Source organism: Pseudomonas sp. Bout1, assembly GCF_034314165.1.
GTDB lineage: Bacteria > Pseudomonadota > Gammaproteobacteria > Pseudomonadales > Pseudomonadaceae > Aquipseudomonas.
The window spans coordinates 3,365,943-3,390,492 of the sequence record NZ_JAVIWK010000001.1; the positions used below are offsets into that span (position 1 = coordinate 3,365,943).

The window sequence follows — 24,550 nt, forward strand, 5'->3', positions numbered from 1 at the left end:
TGCGGCGAACATAGGGCTCTTGTCCGAGTTAAAGCATCGCAGGAGTCCGCGTGCCGCAACACACCCCCGATCTGCCTCCCGAACTGCGGCCGCTGGCCGAAATGCCCCTGTTGAAACGGCTTGCTGCCCGATTGTTTGGCCACGGCCTGACGCGGCTGCGCGCCCAGCACCGTTTCTCCTGGCTGCACGGCCAGGCCGACGGATTTCGCAGTGGCCACACCGCCGGTGTGGAGTATGGCTATCAGGAAGGCAAGGCAGACGGCATCGAAGAAGGCCGCCAGGTCCTGCTGATTCGCGACTTCCGCCCGGATGAACACACGGCACCGGGCGTTGATGACAGCCTGTTCGATGACTGGCGCCTGCCGCTGACCGCCGAGTTGAAAAAGCGCATCAAGGCCGACGTGGCGCGCCTGCTGCCGGCGCATGCCCAACCGAGTGCCGCGCAATGGAAGATGATCTTCAGCGACACACCCTCCACCTCGGTGATCGCCGGCGCCGGCGCCGGCAAATCCACCTCGCTGGTGCTGCGTATCCTGCTGCTGACCCATTACCTGGGCTTTGAACTCAGTTCGATGACTGTGGTGACCTTCACCCGCGAGTCGCGCAAGGACTTCATCAAAAAACTCATGGAAATTCTCGCCTTGTGGGGCCAACCCCTTGGCATGAAAGAAGCCCAGGCCGTGGTGCGTACCTTTCATTCACGCATTTTGCCAATGGTGCGCAGCCTGCCGGGGCTTGAGCGCCTGCAGGCGTTCGAGAACCTCAACACCCGCACCGAGGCCGGCTTTGATGAAGCCGACAGCAATCCCTTCGAGCTGCGGATTAACGACGCCCAGCGTCAGCAATTGAATGCCTGCTATCACCAGTTGCATCGTCGTCACGCGCGCTTTCGCGAGCTGATTGCCCCGTTGGCGCGCCATGCACTGCAACTCAAGGAGCTGGAGCGCGACCATCCAGACGTGCAGAAGCGCGTGGCGGTGACTGAATTGGCCGCCAAGCGTGATGAAGAACTTTGCGATGTGATCGAAGACCTGTGGTTTCGCGCCGGCGCCTGGCCGATCAAGGGCATCGAGCCCAACCGCCAGACCTTCGATATCAATGGCGCGCAGTTTCATTGCCATGGCTACATTGCCGAGCTCGATGCCTGGGTCGTACTGGGCTTCGACCCTCGGGAAAACGCCCAGGTCAGCCGGCCCGGCGCCAAGTTGTCGGTGCGCGCTGAGTGGGCAGTAAAACGCACCTTGTTTCAAGCTTTCTGCCGTAAGCCGCTGATATGGCTAGAAAGTTATGACTCATCCAAACGTGTTTTGAGCAGCTTGGCGGGCGATGCCACCGCGGGCCCGGGCTTCGATTACAAGGTCAAGGGCGAGCTGGGTTCGGCACCGCTGCTGGACAGCTTTGTCGCCGCCGCGGGGTTCATCGAGAACCTCGGGCTGGATGTGCCCACTGCCGTGGGCAAGATGAGTTTCGCCAAGGACGACCCGGACCGGTTTTATTTCGAAGCGCTGAGTATTTTCTGGAGAGCCCTGGAAGACCACCTGCTGGACCAGTCGCCACCCGTGATGACCTACAACCGGATGTTTTCACTGTTTGGCGAAAACACTCCGGAAAACCTCAAGCTGCTCAACGACGGGCTGTTGCGCCCCATGTCGCATCTGATGATCGACGAATTCCAGGACGTCTCGCCGCAGATCGTTTCGTGGCTGCGTGCCAGCCTGCGCGAGATTCGCAGCCGCGGCCCCGCCATGCACGTGGGCCGTGGCGCCCAGCGCTCGTCGCTGTTGTGCGTGGGGGACGATTGGCAGTCGATTTATGGCTGGCGGGGCAGTTCTCCCAAGTATTTCATGGAGTTCGGCAAGGAGTTCCCGTCACCCACCACCACACGGGTGATGCTGGGCGAGAACTACCGCAGCCATCAGCACGTTATCGATGCCGCCGAACATATCGTGCGGGCTGCACCGGCCATCAGCGGCAAGAAAGCCAAGGCGAGCGGCACACCCAAGGCGTTGGTGCCGGTTACCGTGCGTGATCGGGATGACGCTGCCCTGGGCCAGCAACTGCTGGCACACTATCAAAAGGGTGATTCGATCTTGATGCTGTATCGAAAAAGTAGCGATAAGCTATTGATACAGGAGCATATTCAGTCGGTAGTTAATGTGGATTCTAACTTGCCGTATGGCAGCCGTCGGCTCAAGCAACTGACCTATCACAGCGCCAAGGGTTTGCAGGCGGATGCGGTATTCCTGCTGGGAGATTGCCAGCACCTGACCAGTTCGCCGTACAAGAATCAGGTCTACCGGATGGCGGGCCTGGGCAAGGACGGCGATACCGAAGCCTACGACAGTGCGCAAAAAGACGAAGTACTACGCCTGGCCTATGTGGGGATTACCCGCGCAGTGAGCCATTGCTATTGGTATGTCGAAAGCCAGGAGGGCCAAGGGGTGAATGTGCCGAAGGCGTCGGATCGGGTTGCCGGAGACAAGCCGTTTTTTGATGATCAGCGCATCAGCAAATCATAAGGGGTGACGTTGAATCCTGTGGCGAGGGAGCTTGCTCCCGCTGGAGTGCGCAGCGCTCCCAGGATTTTGGGGCTGCTACGCAACCCAGCGGGAGCAAGCTCCCTCGCCACAAGATACCTGCGCCGCTCGATCAAGCCCTTAGCGACAGCGGCGGCACAAACGACTCCAATTCGTCCTCTACGGCTTCGATGATCCGCTCTACGTCGGCGGCGTTCATCACTGTGGAGCAGGGAATGCCAGCAATCGCAATCAGGGTTTCTCCGCTGGCACGGTCGAACAGGCGCGCGATCATACTGCCGGGAGCATCCATGCTCGCCTCAAAGCCCATGGGATGAAAATGCCAGCGCATCAGCTGGCAGGCGTTGGGGAACGTTACTTTGTTCATGTTGCCCACCTTGTTCATTGAGCGCTTCCTTTAGCTCGCTGCAGGGGCGCCATGACCGTCACTGGTCCTGGCCGTCTTGAGCTCTAAAAATAGCATTCGTTCCCATCGGCCATGGAAGTTTTTTAGCTCCATTCGGCAGTTGTTTTCAGGAAATTTGACGTGGGTCATGTCCTACGCAGTATTGGGCAAATGGCCATTATTCAGAACTGTCAAATGGCCATTGAACCCGCCCGAAAAGTTGGGCAAGCTCGCAGGTCATCCCAGCCGCAGAGCGCTCCATGCCCGAGTTCACCCCGGATGATTCCCAGCAAACCCAGGCCACCGGCGAATTGGTGTTACGTCACCACCTGTGCTGGAAGCACCGCGACCTGGACGGTGTGATGTCGTACTACCATCCGGACATCCAGTACCACGATTTCTTCCAGAACCGGGTAGTTGGTGCGAGCGATCTGCGCGCGTACCTGCAAGCGAGCATGCCCCGGGGCGCAGACGAGGCGATTGAGCACACCGACCGCATCCGCGCCGACGGCGACACTGCGTTCATCCAGTACCGCATCACCTTGCGCGGCGGCCAGGGCCTGGTGTCGTTTCGCACCAGCGAAGCCATCACCGTGCGCGATGGCCTGATCTGGCGGGTCAACGAATACGCGTCCCTGGTGCACGAGCAGTCGGCCAGCCGCAGCGAGACCACGCGCCCCACCGTCAGCCGCCTGGGCCTGTCGCCCCAGCAACTGAGCTACATGGCCAACGACCTGCAACACTACTTCGAGCGCCAGCAACCCTACCTGGACCCCGAGCTGGACCTGCAACGGGTGGCAAAAGAGTGCGGGTACAGCCGCAACCAGATTTCTTATCTGTTGAACCAGGTGCTGGGCCAAAGCTTTTACCGCTACGTCAACCAGGCGCGCCTGCAGCATTTGCTGGCGGCACTGGACAATGCCACGCCGCCGATCCGTATTGACGAACTGGCATTTGCCGCCGGCTTCAATTCGACGTCGGCGTTCTACAGCTGCTTTCGCCAGCACACCGGCCAGTCGCCCAAGGCCTACGTCAAACAAATTTCCCTGCGTGCACGCGCGCAAGACAGCCCCTGAGGCCAGGCTCTAGGATCACTGCCATCGAAGTGTGGTGGTGGAGCTTGGCATGCCTGCATGGCGCAATATCAGTTTATGGATGGACCAGTTGGACGAGCCGCTGGTGGCACGTGCCTCGCTTGAGCACGACCTGGACGTCAACGTGGCCATTATCGGCGCCGGCTATACCGGGCTCTGGACCGCGTATTACCTGAAACGCCAAGCGCCTGAGCTGAAGATCGCGATCATTGAAGCGCAAACCGCCGGGTTCGGCGCCTCTGGCCGCAACGGCGGCTGGCTGATGGGCAACCTGCTGGGGGAAGACCGCCTGCTGGCGGGATTGTCCGCAGCGCCGCGCCGCGCTTCGTTTGACCTGCTGCACGCCATCCCCGATGAAGTCGCACAAGTGATCGAGCGCGAAGGCATCGACTGCGACTACCGCAAGGGCGGCGTGCTGTATTGCGCCGCGCGCTATCCCGAACAGGAGGCCACCCTGCGTGCATACCTGGCCAAACTCCACAGCCAGGGCCTGACCGACGACGATTACCGTTGGCTCGGCCCGCAGCAATTGGCCGAACAGATCCGCATCGCCAAGCCCTATGGCGGCATCTATGCACCCCACGTCGCCACGATTCACCCGGCCAAGCTGGTGCGCGGCCTGGCGCGGGTGGTCGAGCAGATGGGCGTCACGATTTACGAAAACAGCCCCGTCACCCACTGGCAGTCCGGCAGCCTGCGCACCGCTAAAGCCGCGGTGCGCGCCTCCTGGGTAGTGCCGGCGGTTGAAGGCTATGCCACCACGCTGGCGCCGCTGGGCCGCTACCAGTTGCCGGTGCAAAGCCTGATCGTCGCCACCGAGCCGTTGCCGGCCAGCACTTGGGACGAAATCGGCCTGAACCGTGGCCAGGCATTCGGCGAAAGCAGCCGCCAGGTCACTTACGGCCAGCGCTCGGCGGATAACCGTTTGGTGTTCGGCGCCCGCGGCGGCTATCAGTTTGCCGGCAAGTTGCGGCACAACTTCGACCTGACCGACAGCGAAGTCGAACTGCGCCGCTACCTGTTCGGTGAACTGTTCCCACAGCTCAAGCAGGTGCGGATCACCCACGCCTGGGGCGGCAACCTCGGCATGTCCCGGCGCTTCAAGCCGCACATGCTGTGCGATCACGCGGCGGGTATCGCCCTGGCCGGTGGTTACGGCGGCGAGGGCGTCGGGGCCAGCAACCTGGGTGGCCGCACCCTGGCGGACTTGATCCTGGGGCGCGACACGGCGCTGGTCCGGCAGCCGTGGGTAATCCAGCCGGGCCGGCTGGACGGGCTCAAGGCCTGGGAGCCGGAACCCTGCCGCTGGCTGGGCTACAACGCGATCATTCGCAGCTTTGTCCACGAAGACCAGGTGCTGGCCAACCCCAATACCGCGCCGTGGCGCCGCAGGCTGGCCAGTGGGGTTGCCGGGTTCATGGAAGGTTTCATGCATTAAGTCGTTTCAATCATCACAGGTATGAACATGAGCATTACCCAGTTCAAAGACACACTCAGCGCCCATTTGCCGGACTCTTCCCCGGTTGCCGTGCCGTTGGGCACGCCGGTAGCGGTGGCCTCGACCTTGAGCGTGGAGCGCAGCGACGGGGTCGAAACCGGCATCTGGGAATGCACGCCGGGGCGCTGGCGCCGGCAGATCGTAGCCCAGGAGTTTTGCCACTTTATCCAGGGACGTTGCACCTTCACCCCCGACAACGGGGAAATGCTCCATATAGAAGCCGGTGATGCACTGATGTTGCCGGCCAACAGCACCGGTATCTGGGACATCCAGGAAACCGTGCGCAAGACCTATGTATTGATCCTCTGATTCTTTGATCTTTGATCGCCTGCCATAAAAACAGCCCTAAAACCGCCAGGAAATCGAACCATGAGACCCATTGCCCTGTTGCCGCTGGTATTCGTCGCCACCCTCAGCCAAGCCGCCGAGACGGTAAAGATCTACAACTGGTCGGATTACATCGCCCCCGACACCACCAAGAACTTCCAGAAAGAAACCGGCATCAGTTTTACCTACGACGTGTACGACAGCAACGAAACCCTCGACGGCAAGTTGATGACCGGCAAATCCGGCTACGACGTGGTGTTCCCCTCCAACCATTTCATGGCCCGGCAGATCCAGGGCGGGGCACTGAAGAAGCTCGACAAGAGCCAGTTGCCCAACTGGAAGAACCTCAACCCGGTGCTGCTCAAGGCGTTGGAAAACAACGACCCTGGCAACGCCCACGGCTTCCCGTACCTGTGGGGCAGCACCGGCATCGGCTACAACATCGACAAGGTCAAGGCCGTATTGGGGGACAACGCCCCGGTGGATTCCTGGGACCTGATCTTCAAGCCCGAGAACATGCAAAAGCTGCAGAAATGTGGCGTGGCAATCCTCGACAACGGCCCGGAACTGCTGCCGGCGGCGCTCAACTACCTGGGCTTGCCGCACCACAGCAAAAAGCCTGAAGACTACAAGAAAGCCGAGGACCTGCTGATGAAAGTGCGGCCGTACGTCGCGTACTTTCATTCCTCCAAATACACCGCCGACCTGGCCAATGGCGACATCTGCGTGGCGGTGGGCTTCTCCGGCGACATCCTGCAGGCCGAAAGCCGTGCCAAGGAAGCCAAGAACGGCGTGAACATCGGCTACAACATTCCCAAGGAAGGCGCCGCCATCTGGTTCGACATGGTCGCCATGCCCGCCGATGCTCCGGATGAAAAAGCCGGTTATGCGTTCATGAACTACCTGCTGCGCCCGGAAGTGATGGCCAGCATTACCAACTACGTGCATTACGCCAACGGCAATGCTGCAGCGGACAGCCTGGTGGACCCGGCGATCAAGAGCGACACCAAGGTGTACCCAAGCCCGGAAATGATGGGCAAGTTGTTCGCGCTGGAGGCGATGCCGCTGAACATCGACCGGATTCGTACACGGGTGTGGAACACCATTCGTACCGGGCGTTGACTGGCAATATTTGGTCGCTCATCAATGACTGCTTTTAGGTCCTGCGCCTTCTAAATTCCTCGCCTCCTAATGTTGATTTGGAGGCAAGGAGTGCCTGTATCAAACAAGTCTGGACGATTGCGGATTGGAAGGGCCTCAGAGGTTGGTGGGGTGTACCTGTTGACCGCTGTGGTCGACCGGCGTTTGCCGATCTTCAGTGATTGGCGGCTCGGGCGGCTGCTCGTAAAGGAGTTTCGGCAGGCGCATGAGGATCAGTGGGCGAACTCACTCGCGTTTGTGGTGATGCCGGATCATCTTCACTGGTTGGTTCAACTGCGTGACAAGTCGTTGGCCGAGTTGATGTGCCGAATAAAATCGCGCAGCAGTTTGACGGTCAATCGTGCGCTTGGGCGCAGGGGCCGGCTTTGGCAGAAGGGGTATCACGATAGGGGTGTTCGGCGTGAGGAGGATCTGAAGGACTTTGCCCGTTACGTGGTGTGTAACCCGATTCGCGCGGGGTTGGTGAGGCGCGTGCATGATTATCCGCTTTGGGATGTTTGGTGGCTTTGAGGGCCTCACGCAGCCTCGCTAAGGCTCGACAGCTGCTACGTCGTGAGGTGGGGGCGTGGTTCGCTTTGGGATGTTTGGTGGCTTTGAGGGCCTCACGCAGCCTCGCTAAGGCTCGACAGCTGCTACGTCGTGAGGTGGGGGCGTGGTTCGCTTTGGGATGTTTGGTGGCTTTGAGGGCCTCACGCAGCCTCGCTAAGGCTCGACAGCTGCTACGTCGTGAGGTGGGGGGAGTGATTCGCTTTGGGATGTTTGGTGGCTTTGAGGGCCTCACGCAGCCTCGCTAAGGCTCGACAGCTGCTACGGGTGATGTGAAATACCCCAAACTTACCCCGTAGCAGCTGTCGAGCCTTAGCGAGGCTGCGTAGCCACACCGCGGAATTAAGGATTCTCCAGGTCATGCCCCAACGACTGGATAAACAATGAAAACAGTTCCGGCTGCGACGAGATATCCAGCTTGGCATACAGGTGCCGACGATGAACCTTGACCGTATCCGGCGAGATACTCAGCCGTTCGGCCATGGCTTTTGACGAAAACCCACGCAGCACCAACCGGGCAATTTCCAACTCCCGCTCCGACAACACCCCACAGCCAAAATGACTCAACGCATCGCGAATCTGGCTGGCCATTTCCACGGGTGCCGTCACGCGCTGGGTACTTTGCTGCCAATGCTGCTGCATCAACGGCAACACCCAGGCCGCCAGCGTGGTCATCAGCCCGGATTGTTCACTGGTAAACAAACGCTGCATCCCCAACGACAGCGATAACGTCCCCGCACCCGGCAGTTGCAGGATGAACTGCACCTCGTCTTCCAGCACATTGTCGTGGAAGTAATTGAGGAAGTACTCACTCTGGCGAAAGTGGTCCGGGGCAACTTCTTCAAGGCGGTACACACCACTGGCATAGCCCTCGCGACACGCCTGGAAAAACGGGTCCAGCAAGTACAAACCATTGAGGTACACCAGCATCGAGGCCGGTTTGCTGCTCGGTTGAGCGTCGTATTCTTCCAGCGCCTGGGGCGGCCCATCGGTGGGGTAGAAAATCGCCAGGGCATTGTCGAAAGGCACGCATTGGTGCAACAACAGCACCAGTTGCTTCCAGAAACGCTCGGTGCCGATCTGCTCTACGGTACGGCCCAGCCCCGCGTGCATGCCGACTTCCCTGAACAGGCTCATGTGCAGCTCCACGCATAGGATAATGGCGCAAGGGTTCGACTTTTGCCCGGTGCCGTCAAGGGGAGTACTCCAATAGGGGCATTGGCCTATCTATACAGAATGTTTAAGTTTGCCGTCAGTCAGTGGGGAACATACCCCGCGCCGCTTCACCTTTTCGTTTCTGCCTCAAACCAAGAACAATCAAGAGGATAACGATATGAGTGCTCCTTCCACGCCCGACGGCGTGCTTAAACCCACCCTGAGCGTGTTCGACGTGGTGGCCATCACCGTCTCGGCGGTGACCCCGGCCAGTTCTGTGTTCGTGATCGCACCGTTTGCCATTCAACAAGCCGGCAGCGGGGTGTTCCTGGCCTTTGTGATGGCGGCCTTACTCGCCCTGATGTTCGCCTTTTGCTACGCCGAGCTCGGCCGCGCCCACAACAGCGCCGGCGGCGAGTACGTGTACGCCAAGCGGGTGTTCGGCGGCATGGCCGGTTACGCGACGTTCCTCACGGTATTGGTGATGTTGCTGTTTATCCCGCCGGTGTTGGCCACCGGGGCGGCGACTTACCTGAATAACGCCCTGGGTACAAAATTCGACTCACAAACCGTCGCGCTGGTCATCGTGGTGTGCAGCTACGCGCTGGGCATCCTCAATATCAAGCTGAATGCCTGGATCACCGGCACCTGCCTGCTGCTGGAAGTGGCGGCGTTGCTGGTGATCGTGTTTATCGGCTTCGGCAACCCGGTGCAGCCGGTCAGTGTGCTGTTGCAACCGCAGATCGTCGAGAACGGTGTGCTGCACCTGGCGCCCTGGGCCTTGGTGATCGGTGCGGTGGGCATTGGCTTGTTCTCGTTCAATGGCTACGGCCCGGCGGTATTGCTGGCCGAAGACATGAAGTGCGGCGGCAAGGGCGTGCACAAGGCGGTGTTGTGGTCCCTGGGCCTGGTGGTGGTGATCGAGCTCGTACCGATCACCGCATTGTTGATCGGTGCGCCATCCCTCAGCGCGATGATCAGCAGCCCCGACCCAATCGGCTACCTGCTGACCAGCCACGGCAATGAAACCCTGTCGCGGCTGGTAAGCGCCGGGATCTTCCTGTCGGTGTTCAACGCCATCGTCGCCATCGTCATCCAGATTGGCCGGGTGGTGTTCAGCAGCGGCCGCGATGCGCTGTGGACGCCCACCATCAACAAACTGTTTACCCGGATTCATCCGCGCTGGGACTCCCCGTGGTTGGCTACGCTGTTCCTGGCGATCCCTTCGGCGTTGCTCAGTTTCAGCTCCAACCTGGCAGACCTGACATCTTTCAGCGTGCTGCTGATCATGCTGGTGTACCTGATCGTCGCGTTGAGCGCGTTGATGAGCCGGGTATTGCTGCGTGACCGCGAGCACCCGTATCGCATGCCGTTGTGGCCGGTGCCGGCGTTGCTGGCGGTACTGGGCGCCGGTTACCTGTTGGTCACCCTGGCGCTGGCCGCCTCGGTTCGGGACATCATGATTATCATCGGCCTGCTGGCACTGTCGGTGATCCTGTATTGCATCAGTGGCCGGTTGAGTCCGGCGTTTCAGAAATTGTAAGGAGTGGTTATGCGCGCACGGCAATTGGGCATCACATTGGGACTGGGCACACCCGGTGAGTTGAATGCCATCACCGACGTTCCAGGGGTGCGGGTTGGCCACAGCACAATCAACACCCGCATCAATGGCAAACAGGTGCGTACCGGCGTCACGGCGATCCAGCCGCGGGCCGGTACCGCGCGGTACCAGCCGTGCTTTGCCGGCTATCACGTGCTCAACGGCAATGGTGATGCCACAGGGCTTGAGTGGATAAGCGAGTCGGGGTTGCTGACCACGCCGCTGGCAATCACCAATACCCACAGCATCGGGATTGTGCGCGACACGCTGATTGCCCTGGAGCGCGAAAGCCTGGCAGACCCGGCGGTGTACTGGTGCATGCCGGTGGTGATGGAAACCTACGACGGCTTGCTTAACGATATCTGGGGCCAGCACGTCGGCCCGGAGCATGTGCGCGAGGCGCTGGCCAACGCGCAATCCGGCCCGGTGGCGGAGGGCGCCGTGGGCGGCGGTACCGGGATGATCTGCCATGAGTTCAAGGGCGGCATCGGCACGGCGTCGCGGCGCTTGTCGGCGGAGCAGGGCGGCTGGACCGTCGGCGTGCTGGTGCAGGCCAACCATGGCAAACGCCAGGAATTGCGAGTGGATGGTTACCCGGTAGGTCGACAATTGATGGATATCCCGTCCCCGTTTGCCGCCCGTGGCACGCCCGGCATGGGCTCCATCGTGGTGATCATCGCCACCGATGCGCCGTTGCTGCCCCATCAATGCCAGCGTCTGGCGCAACGCGCTTCCATCGGCATTGCGCGCACAGGTGGCGGTACCGAGGACTCCAGCGGGGACCTGTTCCTGGCGTTCGCCACCGGCAATCAGGATTTACCCGTGGCCGATTACGGGCGCAAGGGCGTGCCCCTCAGCACGCACCTGCAGATGGTCAATAACGAGCATATTTCGCCGTTGTTCAGCGCGGCGGCGGAGGCAGTAGAGGAAGCGATCATTAATGCGATAGTGGCTGGGGAAGACATGGTCACCGACGACGGTGTGCGAGTGCCGGGACTGGATTCAAATACACTGATGCAGGCATTGCGCCATACCGGCTGGCGCAATCAATAAACACTTTAATGCTTGTCCCGGTAATACGGGACAAGTGCTTAGAATGATGGCCATTCAACACTTGGAATGACACCGTGACACTTTCTTAGTGCACCTCAACCAATAATTTGGATCCATTTTAACGAAAGGCCTTTAGGAGTATTTAATATTTAAATAGCTGGGTTTTTACAAAGCGCTATTTGCCAATGTTTGCAGGTTTTGTTCGTCCGCCTAACTTATGCCTTGGATAAAAACCGCTGGACGAATGATTTCAGGTTGTGTCAGTTTTCTTTCGCCTTCAAAAGGGGCGAGTGATCGGACTTACTCGCCAGAGTGGGTCCTGTCGGACAAAAACTGTTCCACTTGCAAACAAGGAAGTACGTTTATGTCAAAAGTAAAAGACAAAGCTATTGTATCGGCGGCTCAAGCAAGTACTGCCTATACGCAAATCGATAGCTTTAGCCATCAATATGACCGCGGCGGCAACCTCACGGTCAATGGCAAACCCTCCTACTCCGTTGACCAGGCAGCTACCCAGTTGCTGCGTGACGGCGCCGCCTACCGGGACTTCGACGGCAACGGCAAGATCGACCTGACCTACACCTTCCTGACCTCGGCCTCCTCGAGCACCATGAACAAACATGGTATCTCCGGGTTCAGCCAGTTCAACGCCCAGCAGAAAGCCCAGGCCGCACTGGCCATGCAATCCTGGTCGGACGTGGCGAATGTCACCTTTACCGAGAAGGCCAGCGGCGGCGATGCCCACATGACGTTCGGCAACTACAGCGGCGGCCAGGATGGCGCGGCGGCGTTCGCTTACCTGCCAGGCACCGGCGCTGGCTACGACGGCACCTCGTGGTACCTGACCAACAGCAGCTACACGCCGAACAAGACCCCGGACCTGAACAACTACGGCCGGCAGACCCTGACGCACGAGATCGGCCACACCCTGGGCCTGGCTCACCCTGGCGACTACAACGCCGGGAACGGCAACCCGACCTACAACGACGCGACCTATGGACAGGACACGCGCGGCTACAGCGTCATGAGTTACTGGAGCGAGAGCAACACCAACCAGAACTTCAGCAAAGGCGGGGTGGAGGCCTATGCGTCCGGCCCGCTGATCGACGACATCGCCGCGATCCAGAAGCTCTACGGCGCCAACTACAACACCCGCGCCGGCGACACCACCTACGGCTTCAACTCCAACACCGGGCGTGATTTCCTCAGCGCCACCTCATCGGCCGACAAGCTGGTGTTCTCGGTGTGGGACGGTGGCGGCAACGACACCCTGGATTTTTCCGGTTTTACCCAAAACCAGAAGATCAACCTCAATGAAGCCTCGTTCTCCGACGTGGGCGGCCTGGTGGGCAACGTTTCCATTGCCAAGGGCGTGACCGTCGAGAACGCGTTCGGCGGCTCGGGCAACGACCTGCTGATCGGTAACGCCGCTGCCAACGTCCTCAAGGGCGGTGCCGGCAACGACATCCTCTACGGCGGTGGCGGTGCAGACCAACTGTGGGGCGGTGCCGGCAACGACACCTTCGTGTTCGGTGCCAGTTCGGACTCCAGGCCCGGTGCGGCCGACAAGATCTTTGACTTCACCTCGGGTTCGGACAAGATCGACCTCACCGGCATCACCAAGGGTGCAGGCCTGACCTTCGTCAACGCGTTCACCGGTCACGCCGGCGACGCGGTGCTGTCCTACGCTTCGGGCACCAACCTGGGCACATTGGCAGTGGACTTCTCCGGGCACGGCGTGGCGGATTTCCTCGTCACCACCGTCGGCCAGGCAGCGGTCAGCGACATCGTGGCCTGATTAAGGCGTAAAGGAGGGTGGCGCGCACGCGCCGCCCTCTGCCCTTGCATCCACCCCCTGAACGGGCGAAGGTGATGACGCTATTTCGCAGTACAGTTGCCTGGTGTGTCCAGGCGTTGCTTATGTCGGCAGGAGCCACAGCAATGGCGAGCAGTCTGGTTTTACCCACGTCCGCGCAGTTGGCCGGGCATTGGGCGTTGCACCAGCAAGAACAGGTATGCGCGCTGGATTTGATTGAACAGGCCAACGCGTTGAAAGGCGATATCGAGTGCGCCAGACAATGGCTGGGTGAAGCCCCCGTTAGTTGGGCACCGACACCCGATGGTATTTGGTTGATGAATGCCGATGGCAGCGGAATAACCCATTTGAATCGCCAGAAAGAGGGCGAATATCAAGGCCGCACACACGCCGGCGCGGTATTGATATTGAAACGCGCCCCCCAATAGCTCGTTATAACGATATAACCCGATTTTAATGTTTGCCCGCCCCTGAATGGGGCGCCCGGCAAACTAGTGCGCGTCATTCGGCTCAGGGAAGATCAGGCAACATGGCGAAGACCACTCCCGCTGCACCATTGTTTAAAACGCTTGGCGACTACAAAAGTGTTTTGATCAGTATTGGCTGCTTCACGGCATTGATTAACGTGTTGATGTTGGTGCCGTCGATTTATATGTTGCAAGTCTACGACCGCGTGCTGTCTTCGCAGAACGAAACCACCTTGGTGATGTTGACGTTGATGGTGGTGGGGTTCTTTGCGTTTATCGGTGTGCTGGAAGTAATCCGCAGTTTTATCGTGATCCGCATCGGCAGCCAGTTGGAGCGGCGCTTCAACCTGCGGGTGTACAAGGCCGCTTTCGAACGCAACCTGCAACGGGGCGAAGGTCACGGCGGGCAATCGTTGGGGGATTTGACCCACATCCGCCAATTCATCACCGGGCCTGCGCTGTTCGCGTTTTTCGACGCGCCGTGGTTTCCGATTTATCTGTTTGTGATCTTTGTGTTTAACGTCTGGCTCGGCGTGTTGGCCAGCGCAGGGGCCGTGCTGCTGATCGGGCTGGCGTGCCTCAACGAATACCTGACCAAAAAGCCCTTGGGTGAAGCCAGCGGCTATTCCCAGCAGTCCACCCAACTGGCCACCAGCCATTTGCACAACGCCGAAACCATCCAGGCCATGGGCATGCTCGGTGCATTGCGCAAGCGCTGGTTCAAGGTGCATTCGCAGTTCCTGGGGTTACAGAACAAGGCCAGCGACACCGGTTCGATCATCAGTTCCTTGAGTAAATCCCTGCGCCTGTGCCTGCAATCGTTGGTGCTGGGCCTGGGCGCGTTGCTGGTGATCAAGGGCGACATGACGGCGGGGATGATGATCGCCGGCTCAATCCTGATGGGCCGGGTGTTGAGCCCCATCGACCAATTGATTGCCGTGTGGAAGCAATGGAGCTCGGCCAAGCTGGCCTACCAGCGCCTGGACAGCCTGATGCGTGAGTTCCCGCCGCAGGGCGAGCAGATGGCGTTGCCGGCGCCCAAGGGCCACGTGAGTTTCGAGCAGGTCAGTGCAGGGCCGCCGGGGCGGCGTGTGCCGACCTTGCATCAGGTCAGTTTCAACCTGGCTGGCGGTGAAGTGCTCGGTGTGCTGGGCGCGTCGGGCTCCGGCAAGTCGACCCTGGCCCGGGTGCTGGTGGGTGTTTGGCCAACCCTGGCCGGCACCGTGCGCCTGGATGGCGCCGACATCCACCGCTGGGACCGCGACGACCTCGGCCCGCATATCGGTTATCTGCCTCAGGACATCGAGCTGTTCAGCGGCAGCATCGCCGACAACATCGCACGCTTTCGCGAAGCCGACCCGCAGTGGGTGGTGCAGGCGGCCCAACAAGCCGGCGTGCACGAACTGATCCTGCGTTTGCCCCACGGCTACGACACCGTGCTCGGCGACGAAGGCAGCGGCCTGTCCGGTGGCCAGAAACAACGGGTGGCCCTGGCGCGCGCGCTGTACGGCGGGCCGCGCCTGATCGTGCTCGACGAGCCCAACTCCAACCTCGACACCGTGGGCGAGGCCGCCCTGGCCAGCGCGATCATGCAGATGAAGGCCCAGGGCAGCACGGTGGTGCTGGTGACTCACCGTTCCTCGGCCTTGGCCCAGGCCGACAAGCTGCTGGTGCTTAACGAAGGCCGCTTGCAGGCGTTTGGCCCAAGCCAGGATGTGCTGCGGGCACTTTCCGGCCAGCAGGAAGCACCGCGAGAAAAGGCCGGGGTCAGCCTCAGCTGTAGGAGCGAGCTCGCTCGCGATGGTCGTTAACGATGACGTTTGAAACCTGACACCCAGCAGTGCTCTCAGGTTCTTCGCGAGCAAGCTCGCTCCTACAGTTTTTCATCAAGCCGCAAGGATCAGGCGCATGAGCAGCGACAGCAGCATTCAAATCAACCGCGATTACGAACAGACGCACCCCGAACACGACGCGCGTTTCTTTGCCCGCATGGGCTGGCTGCTGACCGTGATCGGCGCCGGCGGCTTTTTCCTGTGGGCCAGCCTGGCGCCGCTGGACCAGGGCATTGCGGTGCAGGGCACGGTGGTGGTCTCGGGCAAGCGCAAGGCCGTGCAAACCCTGAGCCCCGGTGTGGTCAGCCGGATTCTGGTGCGTGAAGGCGAGGCGGTGAAGCAGGGCCAGCCGCTGTTCCGGCTCGACCAGACGCAAAACCAGGCCGACGTGCATTCCCTGCAAGCCCAATACCGCATGGCCTGGGCCAGCGTGGCGCGGTGGCAGAGCGAGCGCGATAACCAATCGACGATTACCTTTCCAGCGGAACTGAGCGGTAACCCGGATCAAGCCCTGGCATTGGTTTTGGAAGGCCAACGCCAACTGTTCAGCAGCCGCCGTGAAGCCTTTGCCCGGGAACAGGCCGGGATTCGCGCGAACATCGAAGGCGCCACGGCGCAACTCAATGGCATGCGCCGCGCCCGCAGTGACTTGACCGCGCAGGCGCAATCCCTGCGCGACCAACTGAGCAACCTGCAACCGTTGGCCGACAACGGCTACATCCCACGCAACCGGCTGATGGAATACCAGCGGCAACTGTCCCAGGTGCAGCAGGACCTGGCGCAGAACACCGGTGAAAGTGGCCGGGTGGAGCAGGGCATCCTTGAGTCGCGCCTCAAGTTGCAGCAGCACAGCGAGGAGTATCAAAAGGAAGTCCGCAGCCAACTGGCCGACGCGCAACTGCGCAGCCTGACCCTGGAGCAGCAACTGACCTCCGCCGGTTTCGACCTGCAGCACAGCGAGATCAACGCACCGGCCGATGGCATCGCGGTCAACCTGGGCGTGCACACCGAAGGCGCCGTGGTGCGCGCCGGGGAAACCCTGCTGGAAATCGTGCCCCAGGACACCCGCCTGGAAGTGGAAGGGCACCTGCCGGTGCACCTGGTGGACAAGGTCGGTGGCCATCTGCCGGTGGATATCCTGTTCACCGCCTTCAACCAGAGCCTTACGCCGCGGGTGCCGGGAGAGGTGAGCCTGATTTCCGCTGACCAGATGCTCGACGAAAAAACCGGCACGCCTTACTACGTGCTGCGCACCGTCGTCAGCAGCAATGCCCTGGAAAAACTCCATGGCCTGGTGATCAAGCCGGGCATGCCCGCCGAGATGTTCATCCGTACCGGCGAGCGCTCCTTGCTCAACTACCTGTTCAAGCCGCTGCTGGACCGCGCCGGCTCGGCGTTGACCGAGGAATGAGCATGAAGCCGATGTTCCTCGCCTTGTTCCTCGCCTGCAGCAGCGCCCAGGCCGCGATGGGCCCGTTTGATGTCTACGAACAGGCCCTGCGCAACGATCCGGTATTTCTCGGGGCCATCAAGGAGCGTGACGCCGGCCTGGAAAACCGCACCATCGGCCGCGCCGGCCTGCTGCCCAAGCTGTCGTACAACTACAACAAGGGCCGCAACAACTCCCAGGCCACCTTGCCCGACGGGCGCGGCGGCAATTATCACGATGACCGCAACTACAACAGCTACGGCTCCACCTTCAGCCTGCAACAGCCGCTGTTTGATTACGAAGCCTATGCCAACTACCGCAAGGGCGTGGCCCAGGCGCTGTTTGCCGACGAGAGTTTTCGCGACAAGAGCCAGGCGCTGCTGGTGCGGGTACTGACCTATTACACCCAGGCGTTGTTTGCCCAGGACCAGATCGACATTGCCCGCGCCAAGAAGAAGGCTTACGAGCAGCAGTTCCAGCAGAACCAGCACTTGTTCCAGCAGGGCGAAGGCACCCGCACCGATATCCTGGAAGCCGAGTCGCGCTACGAGTTGGCCACGGCCGAGGAAATCCAGGCGCTGGACGAGCAAGATGCCTCGCTGCGAGAGTTGGGGGCGCTGATCGGTGTACAGAGCGTCAACATCAACGACCTGGCGCCGCTGAACCCGGGGTTTACGGCGTTCACCCTGGCCCCGGCCAACTACGACACCTGGCATGAACTGGCGCTGACCAACAACCCGAACCTGGCCTCGCAACGCCAGTCCGTTGAGGTGGCGCGTTATGAAATAGAGCGCAACCGCGCCGGGCACCTGCCACGGGTCACGGCGTACGCCAGCTCGCGGCAGCAGGAGTCCGACAGCGGCAACACCTACAACCAGCGCTACGACACCAACACCATCGGCGTTGAAATCAGCATGCCGCTGTATGCCGGTGGGGGCGTCTCGGCGTCCACCCGCCAGGCCAGTCGCGCCATGGAGCAGGCCGAGTACGAGTTGGAAGGCAAGACCCGCGAAACCCTGATCGAACTGCGTCGCCAGTTCAGTGCATGCCTGTCGGGGGTCGGCAAGCTGCGCGCCTACCAAAAGGCGCTGACCTCGGCCGAGGCACTGGTGGTGTCGACCAAGCAAAGCATCCTTGGCGGCGAGCGGGTCAACCTCGACGCACTGAATGCCGAGCAGCAGCTGTACAGCACCCGTCGCGACCTGGCCCAGGCGCGGTACGACTACCTGATGGCCTGGACCAAATTGCATTACTACGCGGGCAACTTGCGCGACACCGACCTGGCCAAGGTGGATGAGGCGTTTGGCCCTATGAGCCGCTGATGCTGATGCAGCGCCGCTTGGGGGAATGTGATTTACACAAGTGCAATAAAAACTAAGGAAGGTCACCGTGAAAACAACAAAACGAGGGTTTCAATCCGCCATCCCAACAGGCTCGGGCTACCCGCTCAAGGCCTTGAGCGGCGTGCCATACGGCGCGTTGCTGTGTTGCCTGGCCAGCCTGGGTACCGCCCAGGCCGCACCCTACGTCGAAACCGGCAAATTGGGGGACGCTGCCAGCTGGCGCAGCAATGAGTTCAAGGCCGACTGGGGCCTGGGCGCCGTGCATGCAGGCGCTGCCTACGCCGCCGGCTACACCGGCAAGGGCGTGAAGCTGGGGATCTTCGACCAGCCGGTGTACGCCCAGCATCTAAGTAGAGCGCCGCTTTTGTGGTGAGGGAGCAAGCTCCCTCACAAGGTTAGTCAGCATTGGGCGGACGGGTCATCTCCAGTAATGGCCGTGGTTCCAGTACGGGCGATGGGGTTGGCCGTAGCCGTAGCCATAGTAATGGTCGCGTGGCCAGTAGCCTCGTGGGCCGTAGCCGTAACCCCAGTGGCCGTAGTAACGCGGGCCGGGACGAGGGGGTTGCACGATCACCACACGCGATGGCGCCTGGCGGATGATGAGGGTGTCGGCAAACGCCGGCGTACTCGCCAGCGCAGCCCACATCACGGGAATAAGTAGCAGAGCGCGCACCGCTCGGGACATGAATGCCATGGCCATGGTTCTCCGTCGTACCGCTTTCGAAGTTGAAGGCGGTTGAACGGTTAAACGCAGGAACGGGGCAAATCCTTCGGTAAAATATTGTTTATTTTGCGCACCCCGATGATCGGTTTCTATTTCTCCTTGATCACGGTCGCAACGTCGGCGGCCTTGATCCGCACATGCTTGCCCGCGATGTCGGTGAATTCATAGAACCCATCGGCCGTCTTCGCGTTGGGTACGTCCCTGGTCAAATATTGGGTGCCGTTTTGCAACGTCACCACGGTCTGCGTGGAGCAACCGGCCACTATCAGCAACGTGAACATGCCCAGTGCAAGACCCAAATTCTTCATACTCATAACCCTTGCCTTGACCCTTCAAAAACCCCGAGCCTGAGCGGTCGGAGGAAACCTGATTAATGTGGCTGACAGCCATCTGATCATTATTACGCAAAAAGTTGCGTGTGCCTTTGATCTATTACTGATTGCAACAGGCGGTCAGGGACGGCACTCTGTATGCATAAACAGTGTTTGATCCAGTGCCTGACATGTCCAATCCCCTTGAAGACCCGCTCTATTACCTGCATAACTTCCGCCAAGTGCTCGACTGGCTGGGGCAGCGTTATGCCGATTTACTGGCCCCGGACGAAGCGCATTTCATTCAGCAATTTGACAGCTTGCCGCAGGCGTCCCAGGCCTTGCTGGTGCGCATGGTGATGCGCAAGGGCGCGCATTTCAGGGCGGGCAAGCTCAACTATGGCGAGATCGGTGCGGTGCAGGAGGCGGTGGTGCCTTTGCTGCAGCAGGGTTGGGTGAGCGACCAATGCCTGTTGTCGTTTGAGGAGCTGTTTGGCCTGTTGCAGAAAGCCGAAATCCTCGCGGCGTTCAAACCCTGGATCGAGCAGCCCAAGGCTAAAAAGAGTGACTGGCTGGCGGCGTTATCGGTGCAGTTCGGCGAACTGCGCCGCTTCCAACACTGGTGCCCGGACCTGTCCGATCAGCTTTACAGCCTGACCGTTATGGACCTGTGCGACCGCTTGCGGCTGATGTTTTTCGGCAATCTCTACCAGGACTGGTCGGAGTTTGTGCTGGCTGACCTGGGGATTTTTACCTACGAGAAAGTCGAGTTCTGTGCCGAGTCCCGGGGTTTGCGCAGCCGTGACGATGTGCTCGGGTTTTTGTTCCTGCACCAGTGCCAGCAGGCTTTTGAAGCAGGCGATGCCCTGGAAGGGGTACTGGAACACATCGCCACCCTGCGCACCGACAACCCCTGGCTGGAAAAGCGTCGGGCCAAACTGTTGTTTCAAGTGGGCCAATATTGCGAGCGCAGCGCCGAGTTGGCCCTGGCCGAGACGATTTACCGAAGCTGCACCTATCCCGGTGCGCGGGCGCGGTTGATCCGGGTACTGGAGCGCCAGGAAGACTTTGCCCAGGCGATGCTGCTGGCCCGTGAAGCGCAACTGGCACCGCAAAGTGCCGCCGAACAGCAGCATCTGTTACGCGTGATACCCAGGTTGCGGCGCAAACTGGGGGAACCGGCGATGCCCAAGGTAAAACCCCGCGACATCGTGCGCCTGGACCTTGAACTGCCGTCCCCGGAGCCGCTGATGTCGGTGGAGTACTGCGTGCAGGCACACTTGAGCGATCACGGCGCGCCGGTGCATTACGTCGAGAACGGCCTGATCAACTCACTGTTTGGCCTATTGTGCTGGCCGGCGATTTTTGCACCGTTGCCGGGATCGTTTTTCCACCCGTTCCAGCGAGGGCCGGTGGACCTGCACAGCGAGGACTTTCATCAGCGACGTGCCGAATTATTTGCCGAGTGCCTGGACCAACTGGGTGACGAGCGCTACAAACACACCATCCGCCAGCGGTACGTGGACAAATGGGGCATTCAGTCGCCCTTCGTGTTCTGGAACGTCCTGAGCGAAGACCTGCTCGACCAAGCCCTCGATTGCCTGCCCGCCGCGCATCTGCGGCGTTGGTTCGAGCGCCTGCTGCTGGATATCCGCGCCAACCGCGCCGGCATGCCCGACCTGATCCAGTTCTGGCCCGAGGAAAAAACCTACCGCATGATCGAAGTCAAAGGTCCCGGTGATCGCCTGCAAGACAACCAACTGCGCTGGCTGGAGTTCTGCGGCGAACACCAGATGCCGGTCACCGTATGTTATGTGCGCTGGGCAGGGCAGGAGGCTTGAGCTACAGCGTTGCGGTGCGTGCGCTGTGTGAGTTCACCGCGAAGGTCGGCGACCTCGACCAGCGTTTTACCCCGTCCCCCAGTGCCCAGGAAGGGATTGTCGGCCATCGCACGGTGGCGTCGCGGCGCAGCGCCCACTACCAGAACGAAGTCGCACTGGAGGGCGAATACCAGCAGTTGAAAGTGCGGGGCAGGGCGGATGGCTACGACCCGGACCGCAACCAGCTGGAAGAGGTGAAAACCTATCGCGGCGACCTGAACAAGCAGCCAGCCAACCACCGGCAACTGCACTGGGCCCAGGTCAAGGTTTACGGCTGGCTGATGTGCCAGAAACTGGGGATGTCGGAGATTGTTTTGGCACTGGTGTATTTCGACATTGTGGGTGAGCACGAAACTGTCTTGAACCAGTCTTTCCAGGCCGCCGATCTGCAGCAGTTCTTCAATCAGCAATGCGCTCTGTTCCTCGGTTGGGCGGAGCAGGAAATGCACCAGCGCCAAGCCCGTAATGCTGCAGCAACTGCCCTGGGCTTTCCGCATGCAGCGTTTCGCCCGGGCCAGCGCTCCCTCGCGGAAACGGTATATAAAGCCGTCAGCACCGGCCGCTGCCTCATGGCCCAGGCACCCACCGGTATCGGCAAGACCGTCGGCACGATTTTCCCGATGCTCAAGGCCCTGGCGCCCCAGCAACTGGACAAGGTGTTCTTTCTTACCGCCAAGACCCCGGGCCGAAAGCTGGCACTGGATGCGGCGCAGGTGCTGTATGACAGCAGCCCTGAGCTGCCACTGCGGGTGCTGGAACTGGTGGCGCGAGACAAGGCCTGCGAGCATCTGGACAAAGCCTGTCACGGTGATTCGTGCCCGCTGGCCAAGGGCTTTTATGACCGCTTGCCGGCAGCCCGCGAGGCCGCGTCCCGCGTGCGCCTGCTGGACCAGCGCAACCTGCGGGAAGTGGCCCTGGCCCATGAGGTGTGTCCCTATTACCTGAGCCAGGAAATGGCGCGTTGGGCCGACGTGGTGGTTGCCGACTACAACTACTACTTTGACTTCGGCGCCATGCTGTTCGGCCTGGCGCAGCTCAACCAATGGCGGGTCGCGGTACTGGTGGACGAAGCCCATAACCTGGTGGAACGCGGCCGTTCGATGTACAGCGCGGCCCTCGACCAGTACACGCTCAAGGCCCTGCGCGAGATCGCACCCGAACCGCTGAAGAAATCCTTGCTGCGCCTGAACCGAGAGTGGAACGCTCTGCACAAGGAGCAAGTGGCGCCGTATCAGGCCTACGCCCAGAAGCCCGACAAACTTTTGCAAGCCCTGAGCCTGTGCACCAGCGCCATGGGCGAATATTTCAACGATCACCCCGAAGCGCTCAATGGCGAGCTGCAAGCCTTCTACTTCGAAGCCTTGCAGTTTGCCAAGGTCGCCGAACTGTTCAACGAACACTTCATCTTCGATATCAGCAAGCGCGAACTCAGCGGCAAGCGCAGCTCATCAAGCCTGTGCCTGCGCAACGTGGTGCCCGCCGAGTTCATTCGGCCCCGGCTGACAGCGGCCCGCAGCAGCGTGCTGTTTTCCGCGACCTTGAGCCCGCGGCATTACTACGCGGACTTGCTGGGAATGCCGCCCGACACAGCCTGGGTCGATGTGGAGTCGCCGTTCAAGGCCGAGCAGTTGCAGGTGCATATCGTCGACCGGATCTCCACCCGGTTTGTTCATCGACACGCGTCCCTGGAGCCCATCGTGGAGCTGATTGCCGCCCAGTTTGCAAAGGCACCGGGCAACTACCTGGCGTTTTTCAGCAGCTTTGATTATTTACAGCAAGTGGCGCAATTGTTGGCCGAGCGCCACCCGCACATTCCGCTGTGGCACCAGTCGCGGGGAATGGCCGAGGCCGAGCGCCAGGCGTTTCTCGACCAGTTCACCCAGCACAGCCAGGGCATTGGTTTTGCCGTGCTTGGCGGCGCATTCGGCGAAGGTATCGACCTGCCGGGAACCCGGCTGATCGGTGCGTTTATCGCGACCCTGGGCCTGGCGCAACTGAACCCGGTGAATGAGCAACTCAAACTGCGGATGGGCGCGATTTTCGGTGCCGGTTACGACTACACCTATTTGTACCCCGGCATCCAGAAGGTGGTGCAGGCCGCAGGCCGGGTGATCCGCAGCCAGCAGGACCGTGGCGTGGTGATGTTGATTGATGATCGCTTTGGCGAAGCACGGGTGCGCCAGTTGCTGCCGCGCTGGTGGTCGATCACTGCGGCGGATACAGCGCATCCCGCAACTGGCGGCTGAGACCAGCACCACTGTGCCCACCAGGCGCTTGTCGGCAATGGCGCTGTCGACCACCGCGTCCACCCGCTGGGCGAGCAGCGGGTCGTGGCTATCGGCGCAGGCGAGGGAGGTACAAAGCGAGGCGGCGAAGGCCACAAGGCGTCTGGTAGAGGGCTGCAATCTACAACGAGACACTGCACAGTTGCTGGCTCAAGATCCACAAACGTTCGGCTTGCTCCGGGTCGACAGCCCAGGGTCGTACTCCGTTGCGCCGGGTGTCATCCTGCGACGGCGCGGCCACATCGCAATCTTCGCAGTAGAGTCCGCCCACACCCTCCAGCTGCGGGCTGACCGCGCACCATACCGAGGTTGCGGCGCCTTGCTCGGGGCTCTTGTAGTGACTGGCGCGGCGGATATTACCCTGATCATCGAGGGCACCGACGAAGGCCAGGTCGTCCTTATCCAGATAACGGATCAAGTCGGTGAGAATTTCCCCAGGATGCACGGAGAATGCGCGCACACCCTGTGCTTTACCGCGTCGGTCCAGCGCCACAGCGAACAGCGCGTTGGCAGTTTTTGACTGGCCGTAGGCGAGCCACTTGTCATAGGCGCGGCGCTCAAATTGCGGATCATCGAAATGCACAGGGCTGAGGCGATGGCCGAGGGACGACACCGAAACTACCCGTGCCCCGTTGGCCTGGCACAGTGCGGGCCAGAGCCGCACGGTGAGCTGGAAGTGGCCCAGGTGGTTGGTGGCAAACTGCGCTTCGAGGCCGCGCGCATCCCGTTGCAGTGGCGTGGCCATGATGCCGGCGCTATTGATCAGCAGGTTCAAGGCCCGTCCGCTTGCGAGGAAATTTTCGGCAAAACGGTCAATGGAAACCGGGTCGAGTAAGTCGAGGCTGGCATGTTCAACACCGGCAATTGCCGACAGGTTACGTTCGGCCTTTTGAGGGTCGCGCGCAGGAACGATCACCTGCGCACCGGAACCCGCCAGCACGCGTACAGTTTCCAGGCCAATGCCGGAATAGCCGCCGGTGACAATCACTGTCTTGCCACGCAGGTCGCAGCCTGCCAAGGCTTGCAGGGCCGTAGTGCTGGCGTCGAAGCCGCTGTCGATCGAGATTTGTGCGTCAGTCATAAAAGATCTCCTTGTGGGATGCCTAG

20 protein-coding genes and 1 pseudogene are annotated in these 24,550 nt (G+C 60.8%); 16 read left to right on the plus strand and 5 right to left on the minus strand.

Annotated elements, in window-relative coordinates; translation table 11 throughout:
* Nucleotides 1-50: 50 nt before the first annotated feature.
* Nucleotides 51-2,519 carry a UvrD-helicase domain-containing protein gene (locus RGV33_RS15720; protein WP_322145062.1) on the plus strand — a complete coding sequence of 823 codons (2,469 nt, stop codon included), beginning with the start codon at nt 51-53 and terminating at the stop codon, nt 2,517-2,519.
* A 130-nt stretch (nt 2,520-2,649) separates the two neighbouring features.
* Here the strand turns inward: RGV33_RS15720 and RGV33_RS15725 are convergent, their stop codons facing one another.
* A complete protein-coding gene (locus RGV33_RS15725; RefSeq protein WP_322145063.1) occupies nt 2,650-2,922 on the minus strand; it encodes a DUF1652 domain-containing protein in 273 nt (90 codons plus the stop codon).
* Between the two features lie 260 nt (nt 2,923-3,182).
* On the opposite strand from RGV33_RS15725, the gene RGV33_RS15730 reads away from it, so the two are divergent.
* The 5 genes from RGV33_RS15730 to RGV33_RS15750 all read left to right on the plus strand — a co-directional run bounded on the left by RGV33_RS15730 (nt 3,183) and on the right by RGV33_RS15750 (nt 7,512).
* Nucleotides 3,183-3,998, plus strand: a complete 816-nt coding sequence (locus RGV33_RS15730) for a helix-turn-helix transcriptional regulator (RefSeq protein WP_322145064.1) — start codon at nt 3,183-3,185, stop codon at nt 3,996-3,998.
* Nucleotides 3,999-4,047: 49 nt separating this feature from the next.
* Entirely contained in the window at nt 4,048-5,454 is a 1,407-nt protein-coding gene (locus tag RGV33_RS15735; RefSeq protein ID WP_322145065.1) for an FAD-dependent oxidoreductase, read from the plus strand.
* Between the two features lie 27 nt (nt 5,455-5,481).
* On the plus strand, nt 5,482-5,823 hold the full coding sequence (locus RGV33_RS15740; RefSeq protein WP_177045246.1) for a cupin domain-containing protein: 342 nt from the start codon (nt 5,482-5,484) through the stop codon (nt 5,821-5,823).
* A 60-nt stretch (nt 5,824-5,883) separates the two neighbouring features.
* A complete protein-coding gene (locus tag RGV33_RS15745) occupies nt 5,884-6,963 on the plus strand; it encodes a polyamine ABC transporter substrate-binding protein (RefSeq protein ID WP_322145066.1) in 1,080 nt (359 codons plus the stop codon).
* A gap of 90 nt (nt 6,964-7,053) precedes the next feature.
* Nucleotides 7,054-7,512 (plus strand): REP-associated tyrosine transposase, encoded by a 459-nt coding sequence (locus RGV33_RS15750; RefSeq protein ID WP_322145067.1) that lies wholly within the window; start codon nt 7,054-7,056, stop codon nt 7,510-7,512.
* A gap of 378 nt (nt 7,513-7,890) precedes the next feature.
* Here RGV33_RS15750 and RGV33_RS15755 read toward each other — a convergent pair whose 3' ends face one another.
* Nucleotides 7,891-8,685, minus strand: coding sequence for a response regulator transcription factor (locus RGV33_RS15755; RefSeq protein ID WP_416152075.1), 795 nt, complete (start codon nt 8,683-8,685; stop codon nt 7,891-7,893).
* 196 nt (nt 8,686-8,881) lie between these two features.
* On the opposite strand from RGV33_RS15755, the gene RGV33_RS15760 reads away from it, so the two are divergent.
* The 8 genes and pseudogenes from RGV33_RS15760 to RGV33_RS15795 form a co-directional block, all read left to right on the plus strand.
* Nucleotides 8,882-10,246 carry an APC family permease gene (locus RGV33_RS15760; protein ID WP_322145068.1) on the plus strand — a complete coding sequence of 455 codons (1,365 nt, stop codon included), beginning with the start codon at nt 8,882-8,884 and terminating at the stop codon, nt 10,244-10,246.
* Nucleotides 10,247-10,255: 9 nt separating this feature from the next.
* Nucleotides 10,256-11,356 (plus strand): P1 family peptidase, encoded by a 1,101-nt coding sequence (locus RGV33_RS15765; protein WP_322145069.1) that lies wholly within the window; start codon nt 10,256-10,258, stop codon nt 11,354-11,356.
* 364 nt (nt 11,357-11,720) lie between these two features.
* Nucleotides 11,721-13,154, plus strand: a complete 1,434-nt coding sequence (locus tag RGV33_RS15770) for a serralysin family metalloprotease (RefSeq protein WP_322145070.1) — start codon at nt 11,721-11,723, stop codon at nt 13,152-13,154.
* Between the two features lie 74 nt (nt 13,155-13,228).
* Complete coding sequence (locus RGV33_RS15775) at nt 13,229-13,600, plus strand: AprI/Inh family metalloprotease inhibitor (protein WP_322145071.1); 372 nt, start codon at nt 13,229-13,231, stop codon at nt 13,598-13,600.
* Between the two features lie 101 nt (nt 13,601-13,701).
* Complete coding sequence (locus RGV33_RS15780; RefSeq protein ID WP_322145072.1) at nt 13,702-15,450, plus strand: type I secretion system permease/ATPase; 1,749 nt, start codon at nt 13,702-13,704, stop codon at nt 15,448-15,450.
* Nucleotides 15,451-15,547: 97 nt separating this feature from the next.
* Entirely contained in the window at nt 15,548-16,882 is a 1,335-nt protein-coding gene (locus tag RGV33_RS15785) for an HlyD family type I secretion periplasmic adaptor subunit (RefSeq protein WP_322145073.1), read from the plus strand.
* A 2-nt stretch (nt 16,883-16,884) separates the two neighbouring features.
* A complete protein-coding gene (locus RGV33_RS15790) occupies nt 16,885-18,222 on the plus strand; it encodes a TolC family outer membrane protein (RefSeq protein WP_322145074.1) in 1,338 nt (445 codons plus the stop codon).
* A gap of 67 nt (nt 18,223-18,289) precedes the next feature.
* Nucleotides 18,290-18,589, plus strand: a pseudogene (locus tag RGV33_RS15795) (hypothetical protein); the annotation flags it as partial.
* Between the two features lie 72 nt (nt 18,590-18,661).
* On the opposite strand, the gene RGV33_RS15800 reads toward RGV33_RS15795, so the two are convergent.
* Together RGV33_RS15800 and RGV33_RS15805 are read right to left on the minus strand one after the other, a co-directional pair.
* Nucleotides 18,662-18,937 carry a hypothetical protein gene (locus RGV33_RS15800; protein ID WP_322145075.1) on the minus strand — a complete coding sequence of 92 codons (276 nt, stop codon included), beginning with the start codon at nt 18,935-18,937 and terminating at the stop codon, nt 18,662-18,664.
* 119 nt (nt 18,938-19,056) lie between these two features.
* The gene (locus RGV33_RS15805) at nt 19,057-19,281 is read right to left on the minus strand and encodes a YgdI/YgdR family lipoprotein (protein WP_322145076.1); all 225 of its coding nucleotides are present in this window, start codon (nt 19,279-19,281) and stop codon (nt 19,057-19,059) included.
* A gap of 188 nt (nt 19,282-19,469) precedes the next feature.
* Here RGV33_RS15805 and RGV33_RS15810 point away from each other — a divergent pair, with 188 nt between their 5' ends.
* Together RGV33_RS15810 and RGV33_RS15815 are read left to right on the plus strand one after the other, a co-directional pair.
* Nucleotides 19,470-21,119: a VRR-NUC domain-containing protein gene (locus tag RGV33_RS15810; protein ID WP_322145077.1), complete on the plus strand. Its 1,650-nt coding sequence runs from the start codon at nt 19,470-19,472 to the stop codon at nt 21,117-21,119.
* On the plus strand, nt 21,116-23,404 hold the full coding sequence (locus RGV33_RS15815) for an ATP-dependent DNA helicase (RefSeq protein WP_322145078.1): 2,289 nt from the start codon (nt 21,116-21,118) through the stop codon (nt 23,402-23,404). Before RGV33_RS15810 ends, RGV33_RS15815 begins: the two co-directional genes overlap by 4 nt.
* A gap of 160 nt (nt 23,405-23,564) precedes the next feature.
* Here the strand turns inward: RGV33_RS15815 and RGV33_RS15820 are convergent, their stop codons facing one another.
* The gene (locus RGV33_RS15820; protein ID WP_322145079.1) at nt 23,565-24,524 is read right to left on the minus strand and encodes an oxidoreductase; all 960 of its coding nucleotides are present in this window, start codon (nt 24,522-24,524) and stop codon (nt 23,565-23,567) included.
* Nucleotides 24,525-24,550: the final 26 nt, after the last annotated feature.

Coding starts and splice junctions, on each gene's coding strand:
- RGV33_RS15725 (WP_322145063.1), bottom strand. CDS start 2,922: ATGAACAAGGTGGGCAACATGAACAAAGTAACGTTCCCCAACGCCTGC.
- RGV33_RS15730 (WP_322145064.1), top strand. CDS start 3,183: ATGCCCGAGTTCACCCCGGATGATTCCCAGCAAACCCAGGCCACCGGC.
- RGV33_RS15735 (WP_322145065.1), top strand. CDS start 4,048: ATGCCTGCATGGCGCAATATCAGTTTATGGATGGACCAGTTGGACGAG.
- RGV33_RS15740 (WP_177045246.1), top strand. CDS start 5,482: ATGAGCATTACCCAGTTCAAAGACACACTCAGCGCCCATTTGCCGGAC.
- RGV33_RS15745 (WP_322145066.1), top strand. CDS start 5,884: ATGAGACCCATTGCCCTGTTGCCGCTGGTATTCGTCGCCACCCTCAGC.
- RGV33_RS15755 (WP_416152075.1), bottom strand. CDS start 8,685: ATGAGCCTGTTCAGGGAAGTCGGCATGCACGCGGGGCTGGGCCGTACC.
- RGV33_RS15760 (WP_322145068.1), top strand. CDS start 8,882: ATGAGTGCTCCTTCCACGCCCGACGGCGTGCTTAAACCCACCCTGAGC.
- RGV33_RS15765 (WP_322145069.1), top strand. CDS start 10,256: ATGCGCGCACGGCAATTGGGCATCACATTGGGACTGGGCACACCCGGT.
- RGV33_RS15770 (WP_322145070.1), top strand. CDS start 11,721: ATGTCAAAAGTAAAAGACAAAGCTATTGTATCGGCGGCTCAAGCAAGT.
- RGV33_RS15775 (WP_322145071.1), top strand. CDS start 13,229: ATGACGCTATTTCGCAGTACAGTTGCCTGGTGTGTCCAGGCGTTGCTT.
- RGV33_RS15780 (WP_322145072.1), top strand. CDS start 13,702: ATGGCGAAGACCACTCCCGCTGCACCATTGTTTAAAACGCTTGGCGAC.
- RGV33_RS15785 (WP_322145073.1), top strand. CDS start 15,548: ATGAGCAGCGACAGCAGCATTCAAATCAACCGCGATTACGAACAGACG.
- RGV33_RS15790 (WP_322145074.1), top strand. CDS start 16,885: ATGAAGCCGATGTTCCTCGCCTTGTTCCTCGCCTGCAGCAGCGCCCAG.
- RGV33_RS15800 (WP_322145075.1), bottom strand. CDS start 18,937: ATGGCATTCATGTCCCGAGCGGTGCGCGCTCTGCTACTTATTCCCGTG.
- RGV33_RS15805 (WP_322145076.1), bottom strand. CDS start 19,281: ATGAGTATGAAGAATTTGGGTCTTGCACTGGGCATGTTCACGTTGCTG.
- RGV33_RS15810 (WP_322145077.1), top strand. CDS start 19,470: ATGTCCAATCCCCTTGAAGACCCGCTCTATTACCTGCATAACTTCCGC.
- RGV33_RS15820 (WP_322145079.1), bottom strand. CDS start 24,524: ATGACTGACGCACAAATCTCGATCGACAGCGGCTTCGACGCCAGCACT.